At 56.7% G+C, this 15,558-nt stretch carries 15 protein-coding genes; 5 read left to right on the forward strand and 10 right to left on the reverse strand.

Annotated elements, in window-relative coordinates:
• Positions 1-2: 2 nt before the first annotated feature.
• Positions 3-683, forward strand: a complete 681-nt coding sequence (locus tag K3757_RS12615) for a transporter substrate-binding domain-containing protein (protein WP_259996014.1) — start codon at positions 3-5, stop codon at positions 681-683.
• Here the strand turns inward: K3757_RS12615 and K3757_RS12620 are convergent.
• The 4 genes from K3757_RS12620 to K3757_RS12635 form a co-directional block, all read right to left on the reverse strand.
• Positions 680-1,648, reverse strand: coding sequence for a D-2-hydroxyacid dehydrogenase family protein (locus K3757_RS12620; RefSeq protein WP_259996017.1), 969 nt, complete (start codon positions 1,646-1,648; stop codon positions 680-682). The two genes, K3757_RS12615 and K3757_RS12620, sit on opposite strands and share 4 nt — an antisense overlap.
• 26 nt (positions 1,649-1,674) lie before the next feature.
• Complete coding sequence (locus K3757_RS12625) at positions 1,675-2,766, reverse strand: 4-oxalomesaconate tautomerase (RefSeq protein ID WP_259996018.1); 1,092 nt, start codon at positions 2,764-2,766, stop codon at positions 1,675-1,677.
• Positions 2,763-4,790: a tripartite tricarboxylate transporter permease gene (locus K3757_RS12630; RefSeq protein WP_259996019.1), complete on the reverse strand. Its 2,028-nt coding sequence runs from the start codon at positions 4,788-4,790 to the stop codon at positions 2,763-2,765. Before K3757_RS12630 ends, K3757_RS12625 begins: the two co-directional genes overlap by 4 nt.
• 69 nt (positions 4,791-4,859) lie before the next feature.
• A complete protein-coding gene (locus K3757_RS12635) occupies positions 4,860-5,966 on the reverse strand; it encodes a tricarboxylate transporter (RefSeq protein WP_259996020.1) in 1,107 nt (368 codons plus the stop codon).
• 138 nt (positions 5,967-6,104) lie between these two features.
• Between K3757_RS12635 and K3757_RS12640 the strand changes: the two genes are divergently transcribed.
• Both K3757_RS12640 and K3757_RS12645 read left to right on the forward strand, forming a co-directional pair.
• On the forward strand, positions 6,105-6,773 hold the full coding sequence (locus tag K3757_RS12640) for a response regulator transcription factor (protein ID WP_259996021.1): 669 nt from the start codon (positions 6,105-6,107) through the stop codon (positions 6,771-6,773).
• Positions 6,774-6,775: 2 nt separating this feature from the next.
• Positions 6,776-8,140: a sensor histidine kinase gene (locus tag K3757_RS12645; RefSeq protein WP_259996022.1), complete on the forward strand. Its 1,365-nt coding sequence runs from the start codon at positions 6,776-6,778 to the stop codon at positions 8,138-8,140.
• Positions 8,141-8,532: 392 nt separating this feature from the next.
• Here the strand turns inward: K3757_RS12645 and K3757_RS12650 are convergent, their stop codons facing one another.
• The 3 genes from K3757_RS12650 to K3757_RS12660 all read right to left on the reverse strand — a co-directional run bounded on the left by K3757_RS12650 (position 8,533) and on the right by K3757_RS12660 (position 10,696).
• Positions 8,533-9,657 (reverse strand): aminotransferase class V-fold PLP-dependent enzyme, encoded by a 1,125-nt coding sequence (locus tag K3757_RS12650; protein ID WP_259996024.1) that lies wholly within the window; start codon positions 9,655-9,657, stop codon positions 8,533-8,535.
• A 131-nt stretch (positions 9,658-9,788) separates the two neighbouring features.
• Entirely contained in the window at positions 9,789-10,244 is a 456-nt protein-coding gene (locus tag K3757_RS12655) for an Lrp/AsnC family transcriptional regulator (protein WP_259996025.1), read from the reverse strand.
• Entirely contained in the window at positions 10,241-10,696 is a 456-nt protein-coding gene (locus tag K3757_RS12660) for an Lrp/AsnC family transcriptional regulator (RefSeq protein WP_259996028.1), read from the reverse strand. Before K3757_RS12660 ends, K3757_RS12655 begins: the two co-directional genes overlap by 4 nt.
• Positions 10,697-10,826: 130 nt before the next feature.
• Between K3757_RS12660 and ilvC the strand changes: the two genes are divergently transcribed.
• Positions 10,827-11,849 carry a ketol-acid reductoisomerase gene (ilvC, locus tag K3757_RS12665; RefSeq protein ID WP_259996029.1) on the forward strand — a complete coding sequence of 341 codons (1,023 nt, stop codon included), beginning with the start codon at positions 10,827-10,829 and terminating at the stop codon, positions 11,847-11,849.
• Between the two features lie 81 nt (positions 11,850-11,930).
• Here the strand turns inward: ilvC and K3757_RS12670 are convergent, their stop codons facing one another.
• Complete coding sequence (locus K3757_RS12670) at positions 11,931-12,074, reverse strand: hypothetical protein (RefSeq protein ID WP_259996030.1); 144 nt, start codon at positions 12,072-12,074, stop codon at positions 11,931-11,933.
• Positions 12,075-12,219: 145 nt separating this feature from the next.
• On the opposite strand from K3757_RS12670, the gene K3757_RS12675 reads away from it, so the two are divergent.
• Positions 12,220-13,140, forward strand: coding sequence for a DMT family transporter (locus tag K3757_RS12675; protein WP_259996032.1), 921 nt, complete (start codon positions 12,220-12,222; stop codon positions 13,138-13,140).
• A 63-nt stretch (positions 13,141-13,203) separates the two neighbouring features.
• Here the strand turns inward: K3757_RS12675 and glmM are convergent, their stop codons facing one another.
• Together glmM and folP are read right to left on the reverse strand one after the other, a co-directional pair.
• Positions 13,204-14,553, reverse strand: coding sequence for a phosphoglucosamine mutase (gene glmM, locus K3757_RS12680; protein WP_259996034.1), 1,350 nt, complete (start codon positions 14,551-14,553; stop codon positions 13,204-13,206).
• A 1-nt stretch (position 14,554) separates the two neighbouring features.
• Positions 14,555-15,556, reverse strand: coding sequence for a dihydropteroate synthase (gene folP / locus K3757_RS12685; RefSeq protein WP_259996036.1), 1,002 nt, complete (start codon positions 15,554-15,556; stop codon positions 14,555-14,557).
• Between the last annotated feature and the right edge of the window lie 2 nt (positions 15,557-15,558).

A 15,558-nucleotide genomic window follows, 5' to 3' on the forward strand; every position in this document is an offset into this window, starting at 1 on the left:
CGATGCAAGCGGAGTTGAAAACACTGGCACGGGACGGCGTGTTGCGCGTGGCAATCAATACTGGCAATCGCGCGTTGGTCCAGCAGGATGGCAGCAATCTGACGGGCGTAAGCCCCGCGCTGGCCGAAAGACTGGCTCAAGAGATCGGCGCGCGGATGGAGCCCGTTGTCTACAGCGGCGCAGGCAAAGTCTTTGATGATGCATACCTCGATAAGTGGGACGTGGGCTTTCTTGCGATTGATCCGATGCGGGCCGAAAAAATCGCCTTTACCCGGCCCTATATTGTGATTGAGGCGACCTATGCGGTGCGCAGCGATGCGCCATTCAAAGATGTAGAGGATGTGGATGCTGCGGGCGTAAAGGTATTAACATCGACAGGCTCAGCCTATGATATGCATCTGACCAAGAGCCTCCAACATGCCGCGCTAGAACGCTCGGGTACGCCGCCCGAAAGCTTTGAGGAATTCCGCGCAGGCCGATGTGATGCCGTGGCCGGTGTCCGTGCCTCACTGGAGGGTGCTTTTGCAAGGTCGCCCGACATCCGCATTTTGTCCGGTGTCTTGACCTCCGTGCGCCAAGCGATGGTACTGCCTGACAACACAGACCCGCGCATCGCGGCGCTCAATGACTTTGTGGACCGCGCAATCAAAGACGGGTTCGTCGCGGCCGCGCAAAACGCCTAAGGATAGACCTCTGGATTGATCATATGGATTGGCGCGCCAGTCGCGTAAGCGTTGATCTGGTCGAAGATGTCAGAGAACTGCAGATCAAATTCATCCTCGGTAACAAAACCTATGTGAGGGGTGGCCAGCACATTGGGATGGGTCAGAAGGATGTTCGACGTATCGGTCAGCGGCTCGTGATCAAATACATCTACTGCGGCGTGCAGTTGGCCTTTTGCCACTTCGGCCTCCAACGCGCCGGTCTCCACCAAGCCGGAGCGTGATGTATTCACAAAAAGCGCGCGTGGCTGCATCTGCGCCAGATCTGTGGCGGTGATTAAACCGCGTGTTTCTGGCTTGAGCCGTACATGCACGCTGACAATATCTGACGACGCAAAAAACGCCTCGCGTGATGCAGCAACCGTTTCACCCGCAGCGTGCGCGCGTGAGCGGCCCGCCTCTGATCCCCACCATTGCACATTGATACCCAGAGCCTTGGCATATTCCGCGACCGCACCCGCGATGCGCCCATAGCCATAAAGCCCAAGCGTTCTGCCGCGCAGCGTGCGACCAACGCCGGATTGCCAATGGCCTGCCTTGATCGACGCAGTCTGCTGTGGAATCTGGCGATAGCTGGCGAGGATCAGCGCAAGTGTGTGTTCTGCCGCGGCATAGGACGGCGCGCCCGCGTGCATGTTGGAGCTCAGCAGGACGCTATGCGCCGTACAAGCGGTCACATCCACATGGGGGTAGACACTGCGCTGGGAAATCAACTTAAGGTTTGGCAAACCCGCAAGCAACTCAGCGCCAACTTTTGTGCGCTCGCGAAACAAAACCAGCGCTTCGGCGTCGCGCATCCGCGCGGCAAGTTTCACCGGATCAGGTTCATGGTCGGTCCAGACGGTAACTTCGTGATCTGCCAGCTTCGAAAAGCACGGCAAACCGCGCAGCGTGTCGAACCAATCGTCAAGAATGTGAACTTTCATCGGCCTATTCCTTGTTAAATACGGTGTCAGACGCCAGCCCATACTGATGTAGGGATAAACACGTTTCCGGCCGCAATTTTGCGTGCAGTGCGGATCAACCCTGCGGATTTGACCTGAAACCCGGCATCGGTCTGCGCGTAATCTACCACCACATCTATGCTGCCCGAAGCATGCTCTAGCGTGATAGGGGCAGGAACCTCATTGGGCTTGGCTGCCATCCCTTCCGCAACAGTTCCCGGCGTCAGCACACAAGCGGCAAGGCATTGCGCACCTGTTACGGCCATCGTCGGGTGGGTTTTCCACGGCATGAAATACCGTGTGGCGATAGTCCCCCCAGCACGCGCAGGCGCCAAAAGCCCGAATTTAGGCGTAACGGATTCAGTCACATCGCCCATCCCCATCAGCGCACCAGCCTTGATGCGCAGGGTTTCCATCTTGGCAAAAAAGCTGCGGTTCTCGTCCAATTCGGCGGCGCTTTCGTATCCGGTCAGGCCAAAATCACTGGCCTTGGCGATCACCATTGGCATTGCGACATCCATGCAAGTCACAGCAATCCCGTCGATGACATCGACCAGATTGCCCGTGGGCAAAAAGGCACCGGTGACGCCGCCCACTGTCTCCATGAACTGCAAGGCCACGGGGGCCGAGGTCCCGGGCACGCCGTCAATCTGCGCATCGCCCTCATAGCTGACCTTGCCACCCGGCGTTTGGACAACTGCGGCAACCCGCGCTTCGGTATTCACGGCGCGAATGTTAACAGCCGTCTCGCCGTCTTGGGCTGCCACCAGCCCCATTTCGATCGCCGCAGGGCCGACGCCAGACAAGATATTGCCGCAGGTAGGTTTGAAATCCACCAAACGGTCCTCAACGCTTACTTGCGCAAAGAAATAATCCACATCGGCCCACTCTTCGTCGGACTTTGAAAGCATAGCAACCTTGGTTGTCACGGCAGCCCCACCGCCGATCCCGTCAATGTTAAGCGGATGACCTGAGCCTACGATGGCGATGAGTACCTGTGCCAAGGTTTCCAGATCATCCGGCAGATCCGCGCGGTTGAGGTAGGGACCACGCGAGGTACCACCGCGCATGAAAAGGAAAGGGATTTCTGTCTGGGTCATGTAAAGGGCCATGGGAGGGTAAAGTATTCCTGTAAGAGGCCGGGCGGAAAGTCACGGTTCAAGAGCCATGCCATGGCACAGATGAACGCGATGCCCGCGACGGTATATCCGGCGGCAAATACCATGCTGACCCGCGCGCGGATCACCATGAAGGCGAATAAAAAGATAGCCAGCGCGAGGATGAAGCCCAGCAGTGAGGTCAGCAGCAGCAGCGCCCCGAACCATGCCAGCGTTGGCCACAATCCATGGGTCGCGTCTGCATCCTCGCCATTCAATTCGCGATCGGCAAAGATCGTGTCCGTCTCGGGCTTGAGCATCATCCGGATGATGAGAAAAGCACAGCCGATCAGGCAAATGCTTGCCACAAAGATCGGGAAGGTCCGGTCGCGGCTGTAGCTGGGGATCGATATCGCATCATAGAGCGCATAACCGATAAAGGCGGTGATCAGCAGCATGAAGACCATCGGCGCACGCTTGCGGCCTGCTGTGATATCGCCTTCGGCCATGATGTGTTTCGCCTGACGCAGCCCAAGCACAACAGAGATCACTGTGATAATCACCAAGATGACAACGATGGGTGAAAAAATATAGTCGATCCCTTCACCAAACCCTTTGCGGAAGCGCGATTGCGCGATCTGGATGGCCTGGTTTGCGTAGGTTTCGGCAGGATTGGACAACACGAAACCGATAAGGAAGGCCGGTCGCGACCAGTCAAACCGCCGCATCAGGATGCCGAGGAACCCGATAGCAAACAGTGCCACGAGGTCCATCAGGTTCTGGCCTGACTGGAATGCCGCAAAGCTGATGATCATAAACAGGAAGGGTGCCAGCAGAACAAAGCGAATAGTTGTCAGCTTTGCGATGCCACCAGAAGCGGCGATACAAATGACTGTGCCAACCACATTTGCCAGCGCCAGCAGCCACACGATTGCATAGGTAATGTCGAGGTTGTTCTTCAACATCGCAGGACCAACTTCGATCTGGCCAGATCCCAGCAGGGCAATCGCACCGATGAAAATCGCCATAGAGCCTGAGCCCGGAATGCCAAAGAGCAAGGTGGGTACCAGCCCGCCCCCTTCTTTCGCGTTATTCGAACTCTCAGGCCCGATCACGCCACGCACTTCGCCTTTGCCGAAGTTGGATTTGTCTTTTGTCGTCTGGACCGCGTGGCCGTAGGCGATCCAGTCGACCACGGACCCGCCAAGACCGGGGATAACGCCCACGATCACCCCGATGATAGAACACCGCACAGATAGCCAGATATTGTCGAACCAGTCTTTGACACCATCGATCCAGCCACCGCCGATTTGCGGCTCTTGGCTGATGGCGCGGTCCTGACGCAGCAGCGAGATGATCTCGGGGATGGCAAAGATACCAAGACCGACAATCACCAGTTTCAACCCGTCAGTCAGATAAGGGTAGTCGTAGGATGACATCCGCAGATCGCCCGAAGAGGCACCCTCGCCGATCATGCCGATCAACATGCCAAGGCCTGCCGCGACAATCCCTTTGATCGCGATACGACCTGCAAGAATGCCGACCATGGACAGACCGAAGATGGTAATCATCAACAATTCAGGGGTGCGGAACTCAAGTACGATTGGACGTGCAATCAGGATAAACACCGTCAGAAAGCTGGCCCCGACCAACCCGCCAAACAAGGATGAGGCGAACGCCGCTGAAAGCGCGCGTGCGGCCTGGCCCTTTTTGGCCATGGGAAAGCCATCCAGCACAGTCGCCTGACTGGCGGATGACCCCGGGATACCCATAAGAACAGAGGCGAAGGTATCGGATGTCGGGACAACCGCGACCATGCCGATCATCAGCGCCAGACCCAGTATCGGGTCCATGCCGAACATAAACGGTAGCAACAGCGATAGGCCTGCAATGCCGCCCAATCCGGGGAACACCCCGATGCACAGCCCCATCAACACACCCATGACCAGATATCCCAACACAACAGGTTGCAATATCAACGTCCACGCATCGCCGAATGCAGGCAAAGCCTCCATGATGACTTCCATGAAATGATCCTCCCACTTTCCTTGGAAAAACGCCCCACTCATGCGGGCGGGGCGTTCAAAAAGGAAAGTTTAGTTCAGCGAAACGCCGTATTTTTCCTGAAGCCAATTCACGATAAACGCTTTGGCTTCTGGGGATACTTTGGTCGCGCTCGCTTTGGCTGTTTCAGCCGCAGCACCGGTCATCTGAGGGTATTTCCCCAACCGCTTTCCGGAGATTTCAGCGAAATCAGGGCGTGCCTTGATCGCCTCAAAAGCAGCCGTGTAGGTTGCCATTGCGTCAGCCGTGGCTCCTTGGGGCAAGAACACCATCTTTTGTGCAGGGAAACCCGCAATAAAGAACGCTTTCCACGCATCCCATTTCTCGCCCGAGGTCTCGCATCCTTCGGTGGCATCACAGACTTCCTTGAAAGTCGGTGTGTCGGGGAATGTGGGGTCACGCACGATGTTGCCCGCATCATCCAAGGCACCCCAGGTCATCATCGGCACAGCAGTACCCGCCTCAACCAGTGGCGTTACGCCAGACAGGTAGGAAGAAGACGTCTGATAGTCGATGTTGGCTTCGCCACGCTCGAACATCAAACGACCGTCACCGCGTCCCTTGATACCCATGACGCTTTCGACGTTCATGCCCAGCATTTCCCATGCCAGTGTTGGGACCAGATCAAGGCGCGTGGCCCCTTGGTTGCCATAGATGAAATCTGTGTCTTGCAAACCGGAGGCGTCCAAGCCGTCCATCTTCGCGGCCAGCTCTGGCGGCAGATAGGCCACGCCGCCGGTGCCAGAGGCAAGAACCACGTTCCAGTCAGAGTATTCGAATTTCACACGTGGATCGCCCAACAGATAAGGAAACTGTGTGGATCCAGAAGAACCGAAGATCAGTGTGCCGTCTTCGTAGGACTGCTCTTGGAAATAGTTGGCACCTTTGGTCGAGCCTGCACCTGGCATAAATTTCACAACAACAGTCGGCTGACCCGGAAGCGCTTCGGACAGCAATGGCGCGTAGAAGTTGGCCCATTTTGCTGAGCCGCCGGTTTCGGAGAATGGAATAATCCATTCAACGGTTTTACCCGCCAGATCAATGCCATGACCGCCAGCATTCGCTTGCAGACCAAATGTTGCAGCAGCCGCGGCTACAAGGCTCACGGCCACGCGGCGCGTGGTTTTAAAAGTGGACATATATTCCTCCCGGTTTTGTATGCCCCTTCTCCCAAAGGGGCCATTTTAGAATCGCTCCAAGGGTGTCCGCCCCCGGTTGATGTATTCCTTTTGACCTGCGAACCTTGCACCAGACTTGCATTAACGGGATTTTTCAAATTGCGGATCACACTGGTTGAAGACAACGTCAGCCTTGCGAAGGGGATCACCTACCGTCTTGAGGACGCTGGCCATGCCGTGGATGTGTTGTATGACGGCAGTGCTGCAGAAGACTATCTGACCAACGATCAGGCCGATCTGGTCATCCTTGATATCAACCTGCCAGGTACGGACGGGCTGTCGCTGCTCAAGCGGATGCGCGGGCGGGGAGATACCAGACCGGTGATCCTGCTCACCGCACGGGCAGATACAGAAGATCGCGTGACAGGCCTTGATGCGGGGGCCGATGACTACCTGATCAAACCCTTCGAGATGGCAGAGTTGGAGGCGCGCGTGCGGGCCCTGTTGCGCAGGCGGGACATTCCACAGCAACAGTTACGCACCTTCGGGCCGTTGCAGTTTGACCCCGCTGCGCGGCAATTATTCGATGGACAGACCGAGATCGACCTCCCTCGCCGCGAGATGTCGGTTTTTGAATGCCTCTTGGCGGCAGAGGGGCGCACTGTTTCGAAAACCGCCGTTCTGGATCACGTCTATGGCGTAGGGGCAGATGTCGAAGAGACCGTCGTCGAAGTCTATGTTTCGCGCCTGCGCAGTCGCCTAAAGCAACACGGTATCAATATCCGTACGCGGCGCGGCATTGGCTATCAGATGTCAGCCGGGACATGACCATGAAGTTGAAGTCCCTACGCGCGCGGCTCACCCTAATTATCCTGCCACCGCTTCTGGTCATCTCTCTCATCGCCGCTGCATGGCAATTCCGGACGACAACAGATCGCGCCGAAAACATTTTTGATCGGGGGCTATTGTCAGCGGCGCTCGCAATCTCGCGCGATGTGGCTTTGTCTGATGGCGACGCGATCAGCCCATCCACTCAGCGGCTCTTGAACGACACCTCCGGAGGGCTCATCTTCTATCACGTCTATGCGCCAGACGGGGTGTTCGTGACCGGCTACTCAACGCCGCCGGTCCTGCCAAACGTCCTTCCAGACGAGCCAACTGATCCGCAGTATTTCAACAGCACCTATCAGAGCGAAAAGGTCCGCGTATTGCGCTATCGCGATAGTACTGTCGTAAGCGGTGTGGCGGGGGTTTTCAGCATCACCGTTTGGCAAAGCGCGGATGTGCGCAGCAGCTTTGTGCGCGATGTCCTATCACGCTCCTTTGCTGTCATTACACTTCTTGTACTCAGTGTGGCGGTGGTGGTCTGGTTCGGCGTAGGGCTGGGACTGCGCCCCCTGCTTGATCTGGAGCGCGCTATTGCAAAACGCAGCCCAAGTGAACTTGAACCTATACGCCGTGCCGTGCCTGCAGAAGCACAGGGACTTGTAAATACGCTCAACGCGTTGCTAGACCGCATTTCGCGGCGGATCAGCTCTAAGGATGAATTCATCTCTAACGCTGCCCACCAACTCAGAAACCCCGTTGCGGGAGTGCTCGCGTTGGCTGAAGCCGTTGAAAATGCGCCAAGCCCGAAAGCCGCACAAAAGCGTAGTGCCGAATTGCTGCTTGCCGCTAGAGAAGCCAGCGATCTGACGAATAAACTTTTGTCGTTCGAACGGGCAAGCGGCACAGATATTCTATGTTCAGGGTTACCCATCGAACTCGGATCTTTTGTCCGCAACGTCGGCATCGCATTCCGTCAGCAACACCCCGAGTGTGATGTAGAGCTAATCTATGCCCTTCCCTCAGCGGATGTCATTGTGTCAGGAGATGCAACCATGCTGCATGAAGCTGTGCTGAACCTGCTCAGCAATTCAATCATCCACGGCGGAGCGGATCTGACACAGATTACACTGGATTTGTCACAGGACGGTTCAAATGCAATTCTGGTTATCAGTGACGATGGCACAGGCATACCTGCAGATCGACATATTGAAGCTCTCAGTCGCTTTTCCCAAGCGGGCGGTGGGCCAGGCAGCGGTCTGGGGCTACCCATCGCAAGCAGAGTGATGGAAAACCATGATGGGCGCCTGGAACTTCTGGAAAGTGCTACAGGCGCGTCGATCAAGCTAACGATACCTTTAGCCCGCTGATTAAATTATGACCCCATATATTATGAATTAGAAACAGACGCTTAAGGTTAGTTTTGACGACTGCCTTTAAGTATCCTCCGCCGCGTGATCGATACTAATATACGAAAGTTGACATATTACCAGTCAAGTCAGATCGCTCACTTTGGCTACGCATAAATGTCGGCGAAGCCAATCAAGCCATTGCCATCTGCCCTTTGCAGTGAATGTCAGGAAACGGCCCGACGTTCTTTACGCTGCTGAAGCAGCATTTGGAAAGCGGTCGTTGGTTGAGAGGACCGCGAGGTCGGCTTGGTCCGCATGTCGGGCCTTTCCAGCCGCGACGAATAACCTCTCGCAGATGGATAGGGCGTGCCCTAATAGGACACGCCCTGTGCCACGCTTCCAACTCTGCGTTAAAGCACTTTATCAACGACTGCCTTAAGCCGTGCCAACGTGCCGTCCACATCATACAATTTGTCCAACCCGAACAGGCCGATGCGGAAAGTACTGAAGCTGTCAGGCTCTCCCACTTGCAGCGGCACGCCCGCCGCGATTTGCATACCTTCGGCGGCGAAGGCCTTACCCGTTTTCACGTCCGGATCATCGGTATAGCAAACCACCACACCCGGCGCGCCGTAGCCGTCAGCCGCTACAGACTTCACACCCTTCTCGGCCATCATTGCGCGCACGCCATCGCCCAGCCGCCACTGCGCCTCTTTCAGGCGTTTGAAGCCGTATTCCTTGGTCTCGACCATTGTGTCGCGAAACACGCGCAGCGCATCTGTGGGCATGGTTGCGTGATACGCATGGCCGCCGTTCAGATAGGCTTGCATGATCGCGTGCCATTTTCCCAAATCAATGGCGAAGCTGTCCGATGTGGTTTCCGCCAAACGGGCCACGCCGCGCTCTGACAACATGACCAAGCCGGCACAGGGCTGCGCGCTCCAGCCTTTTTGCGGGGCGGAGATCAGCACATCCACACCAAGCGCTTTCATATCGACCCAAGCGCACCCAGACGCGATGCAATCCAACACCATCAGCGCGCCGACTTCATGGGCTGCGGCGGCCATCTCCTTGATGTAGTCATCGGGCAGGATAACCCCTGCGGATGTCTCGACGTGCGGGGCAAATACGACCTGCGGCTTTTGCTCACGGATCGCGGCAACCACATCTTCAATCGCAGCGGGCGCATAGGGCGCAGGCGCTGCATTTCCTTGGGGACGGGCCTTCATCACTGTCGTGTTCGCAGTCAGGCCACCAGTCTCGATGATCTGGCTCCAACGGTAAGAGAACCAGCCATTGCGCACCACAAGCACATCATTGCCGCGTGCAAACTGGCGCGCCACCGCTTCCATGCCGTAAGAACCGCCACCGGGAATGATCACGGCAGACTCAGCGCCGTATACTTCGCACAACAATGCATGAACATCGCGCATCACCTGCTGGAACGCCGCGCTCATGGAGTTGAGCGACCGGTCCGTGAACACAACCGAAAATTCTTCCAACCCTGTCGGATCTACTGTTTCAAGCAACGCCATTCTTCGTTCTCCATCCAATTCTTTACCAACTGCATAGAAACTGCGTTCCACGATAGCAAAGTCTATCTGAAAAAGAATGCGGGGATTCTTTTCACCCACTCTGCGTTTCGCTGCCAAAAGTTTCCTTTAGATCAAAGAGGACCGGCTAGTCGTTCCTCGCTCAGCAAGACATTCGCCTCAACCTCCCCTGCCCCAGGCAGTGTCATAATCCGCCGCCGCAGGACCCGTTCAAAATCCGGCAAATCGCGCGCGACAACCCTTAGGCGGTAGTCATACAGTCCCAGCACATGCTCCACAGTCTGAACTTCGGGGATCGCAGTGACCGCGCGTTCGAAATCATCAAGACTCACCCGACCGCGCAGGGCCAGCTTGACCCCGAGAAACACCGTTACACCAAATCCGAGCTTTTCTGCATCCAGACGCAACTGGCGGCTCCGGATGACTCCCGCCTCCTCCAGCCCCTTGATCCGCCGCCAAGTGGCCGGCTGGCTAAGCCCCAGCCGACGCCCCAAAACGCCGGTGCTTTGCCCCGCGTCCCGCGCAAGCGTCTTCAGCAACCGCCTATCAGTCTCGTCCAGCTCAATCATAGCGGCAGACCCTCGCTTGCTTTGATGCGTGCGACATGCATGAGCGCTTCGATCTCTGATATATGCGGCAGTGTGAGGATGGAGGCGCGGTAGATCTGCTGATAATGCGCCATGTCCCGCGCAATGATCGACAGGCGGACATCCACACGTCCCAGAAATGTCTGCAATTCGATCACCTCGGGCACTTTGCGGGCTTCGGCCATGAAGGCGTCAAAAGCGTTGCCTTGGGTCTTGTCCAACGTAATCCTGAGCGACACCTCGACAGCATACCCAAGCGCGGCCCAGTCGATCACGGCGCTGACACCCTGCACGATCCCCAGCTCTTGCATCCTTGCGATACGGCGTACGGCACGCCCCGTCGTCATACCTGCGCGCTCAGCCAGCTCTCCCTGGCTTAGGCTCGGCTCTGCCTGCCAGTACCGCAACAGTCTTCGATCCGCATCATCAAGCATGAATTATCCACCTATCGACAAATCGACGCATTAATTTCTTTAAATACGGCTGTAATATCATGTTCCGACGATAGCAACCGCCGTGATTTGCCCTATGGTCGCCCCCAGAACAAAACTGAAGGATAAAATCATGCGCGTTTATTATGACCGTGACTGCGACGTAAACCTCATCAAGGATGCCAAAGTGGCAATCCTTGGCTACGGCTCACAAGGCCATGCCCACGCTCTCAACCTGCGCGACTCTGGCGCGAAAAACCTTGTTGTCGCTCTGCGCGACGGTTCCCCTTCGCGCGCCAAAGCCGAAGGCGAAGGCCTTAAGGTTATGGAAATCGCCGAAGCGGCCGCTTGGGCCGATGTGATCATGTTCACAATGCCCGATGAGCTTCAGGCAGAGACATACAAAAAATACGTCCATGACAACATCCGCGAAGGCGCTGCCATCGCGTTTGCTCACGGCCTTAACGTACACTTTGGCCTGATTGAGCCAAAAGCAGGCGTTGACGTGATCATGATGGCGCCAAAAGGTCCGGGTCACACTGTGCGTGGCGAATACACCAAAGGCGGCGGCGTGCCTTGCCTTGTTGCTGTGAACCAGAACGCATCCGGTAAAGCGCTGGAAATCGGCCTGTCCTACTGCTCTGCCATCGGTGGCGGTCGCTCCGGCATCATCGAAACAGACTTCCGCGAAGAATGCGAAACCGACCTGTTCGGCGAACAGGCTGTTTTGTGCGGCGGTATTGTTGAATTGATCCGCATGGGCTTTGAGACACTGGTTGAAGCAGGTTACGAGCCTGAAATGGCCTATTTTGAATGCCTGCACGAGACAAAGCTGATTGTTGACCTGATCTATGAAGGCGGCATCGCCAACATGGATTACTCCATCTCCAACACAGCAGAATATGGTCAGTACGTTTCTGGCCCGCGCATCCTCCCTTACGACGAAACAAAAGCCCGCATGAAAGCCGTTCTGAGCGACATTCAAACAGGTAAGTTCGTGCGTGACTTCATGCTGGAAAACAGTGTTGGCCAGCCAACCCTGAAAGCGTCCCGCCGTGCAAACGACGAACACCAGATCGAAATCGTCGGCGGCAAGCTGCGCGACATGATGCCTTGGATTTCCGCAGGCAAAATGGTCGACAAATCAAAGAACTAATCGATTTAGTATATCAAAAACCAAGGCCCGGGATAACGCTCGGGCCTTTTTATATTGTGCATCGCTGACTTTACCGGATGCTCAACAGTCTTTCGAGCCTGTCTGCTGACGTGCAGACTGATCTCTTAGCCGTTTATCCACATCACGTTTACTGAAGATTGCGAAAGCCAATGCAGCGACAAACGCGACAATGGCCAAAGCGGCTGTGGGGGATGTCCAATCCATTCATTCGTTCCTCTCAACTTTGGTTAAAATTCACGCTTCACGTTTAGCCATGGGTTAGAACGCACCAGATCGGTATTTGTTCCCATTTATTTTGTGACGTGTGACAGCCCTTGCCCCCCTTGCCGCTTTACCCCTATCTGGACCGATGAACACATCCCCCCAAATTACTCCGCTCAGCTGGCTCATGATTGCGATCCTTGGCCTTACATGGGGCGGCACCTTCATGGTGACAGAAATCGCGTTGGCCGGTGGCATGCCGCCGTTCTGGCTGGCAGCCTCTCGTATCGGGTTTGCTGCGTTATTGATGAGCACAATCTGGGTCTTTATGGGCCGGCCTCTCTTTAAAGAGAAAACAGCCACAGCCGATAAATGTAATTTGCTGGTCATCGGCGGTCTTAGTTCTGCTGTCCCCTTTTCGCTGCTGGCGTGGGGGCAGCAATATGTGACGTCGGGATTTGCGGGCGTGTCGATGGCGGCTGTCGCCCTCATTGTCCTGCCGTTAGCCCACTTCACAGTGCCGGGCGAACAAATGACACCGCGCAAGACCGTAGGTTTCCTCATCGGGTTTGTCGGCGTTGTAATCCTGATCGGCGCGCAGGCCTTTCAAACCACTGGCGCTAGCTTTGAAACAGCCGGCCGTATTGCCTGTGTGCTGGCGGCAAGCTGCTATGCGGTCGGGTCAATTCTGTTGCGCCGCTTACCCGCCGCACATCCCATCGGTCTGGCCACAGTGTTGTTGATTGTCGGCGCAGGCCTGACGATTCCCATCGCCTTCATAATAGAAGGCCCCCCGCCCGTTCCATCGCCACATATTCTGGGTGTTCTGGTCTTTCTCGGGCTTGTGCCAACTGCGGGCGCAAACTTCCTGCGGGTGCTTGTAGTTCGCAGCGCGGGGCCTGTATTCATGTCACTGGTCAACTATCAGGTACCGGCTTGGTCTGTGATTTTGGGCGCAATTTTCCTCGGAGAGGCCCTGCCCAACTCTTTGCTTTTAGCAATGACGCTGATCCTGATCGGTGTAGGCCTAAGCCAGTACGGCGCCTTGCGACGGCTCTTCAAACGCTAGCGGCGCGTCCTTTGAGCCAAACAATACCGGTCTTACTAGCAAATCAGATACGAAAGTAAGGGGTCAGGTTTTGACAGCGTCTTCCACGGCCGCGACAACACTGCTCACTGCACGCTGCATCAGGCCTGCATCTTCATGCTCTGCCATGACCCGCACCAAAGGCTCTGTTCCGGATTTGCGGATTAACAAGCGTCCGCCGCCCGCCAGATCGCTCTCGGCCTGCGCGATCGCGGCTTGCACTTGCGCATCCTCCAGCGGCGTTTGCCCTGCGGCAAAGCGGACATTCTCCAGTAACTGTGGCACCGCCTCGAACTGGTGCATCAGCTCGGAGGCAGGTCTGCCTGCGCGGATCATCTCTGCCAGAAACTGCATCCCTGCCATCAACCCGTCGCCTGTGGTGGCGTAATCCGTCATCACGATATGGCCTGACTGCTCTCCGCCCAGATTGAACCCGCCCTGACGCATGCGTTCAACGACATATCGGTCCCCGACATTTGTGCGCTCCAACCGAACGCCACGCTCCGCCAGAAAATGCTCTAGCCCGAGATTACTCATCACTGTCGCAACCAGCGCGTCGCCCTTGAGCCGTTCATCGGCCTTCCAACGGGCTGCCATCAGCGCCATGAACTGGTCCCCGTCCCCGATTTTACCGTTCTCATCCAGCAAAATCACACGATCCGCATCGCCATCCAGACAAATACCCACATCTGCCCCATGCGCGACCACCGTCTCAGCCGCTGCCTGCGGCTGGGTAGAGCCACACCCGTCATTGATGTTATGCCCGTTGGGTGACACACCCACGGGGATCACTGTTGCGCCCAATTCCCAAAGGGTCATTGGGGCCACATGGTGCGCGGCACCGTTGGCGCAATCAATCACCACTTTCAGCCCGTCCAGACGCATCTGGCGCGGAAAGCTTGACTTGACCCGTTCGATATAGCGAAAGCGGCTGTCGTCGATCCGTTTGGCGCGGCCGATCTCCGGTGCGGCTGTCGGCTCCACTCCGGCGGCGACCAGCGCTTCGATTTCCGCCTCCACCTGATCGGACAACTTGAAACCGTCCGGCCCGAAAAACTTGATCCCGTTGTCCTGCGCGGGATTATGACTGGCAGAAATCATCACCCCCAGATCGGCACGCATGGAACGGGTGAGAAGCCCGACAGCCGGCGTTGGCACAGGCCCCAACAGCAGCACATTCATACCCGTTGAGGTCAAACCCGCCGTCAGGGCATTTTCGAACATATAGCCGGACAGCCGCGTGTCCTTGCCGATCACAACACGGTGCGCAGCGGATTCACCTTCGCGGCGGAAATACCGGCCGACAGCAGCCCCAATGCGCAGCGCCATTTCTGCGGTCATCGGGTGGATATTCGCACGTCCTCGCACACCATCGGTTCCGAAAAGCTTTGTCATATCATTCTCCTCCGGTGCACGCTCGCCAAAGGGCAAGCGCCTGTGCTGTCTCTGACACATCGTGAACCCGCGCAATTTGCACGCCCTGCGCAAAAGCTGCAAGAGCCACGGCGATTGATCCAGACGCCCGGTCGCGCGCTTGCGGTGCATTGCCGATGGTGCCGATGAAGCGTTTGCGCGACGCGCCCAACAACACCGGCACACCCAGACTGTGAAACAGGCTTAACCGAGCCAACAGGGCCAGATTGTGATCTTGGGTCTTTCCGAAGCCGATACCGGGGTCGACGATCATATGATCGCGCGCGATGCCTTGGCTCTCAAGCGCGGTGATCCGCTTTTCGAGAAAATCATATACGTCCAGCAATACGTCATCATAGCGCGGGTCGTTTTGCATTGTGGCGGGATCATCCGGCCCGTGCATGACACATACCGGCACACCAGCCTGCGCGGCCACACCAGCAAGGTCAGGGTCATAGGTAAAGCCGGACACATCATTCACCAGATCAGCGCCCGCATCAATTGCCGCAGCGGCCACAGATGCTTTACGAGTATCAACCGAGATGACACCGCCAAACCCAGCAGCCCGCACACCAGCAATAACTGGAACGATGCGCGCTATCTCTTCGTCATGCGCCACCGTCAGCGCACCCGGGCGCGTACTTTCGCCACCGATATCAAGGATTGTCGCACCAGCCTGCGCCATCGCAAGGCCACCAGCAACCGCATCCTCCGCTGCCGCGTGCAGCCCCCCGTCAGAAAAACTGTCGGGCGTTGCATTCACAATGCCCATGATGCGAGGCAGCTGGAAATTTTGCGGACGCGGCGCAACAAGAACATCTGCTGCGCTGCCCGGCAGATCTTTTGCCGGAATGACAAACGGAGCCTGCCCGCGCTGCAATACCTCAACATCAGCGAACCATCCCCATCCGCCCGCAAGGGTCAGGGCACCCTCGGGGCGCGTGATGTCACAGCTTACAATCGGTCGAAAATAGGTTTTTGTCATGG

Source organism: Sulfitobacter sp. S223 (assembly GCF_025143825.1).
Lineage (GTDB): Bacteria > Pseudomonadota > Alphaproteobacteria > Rhodobacterales > Rhodobacteraceae > Sulfitobacter.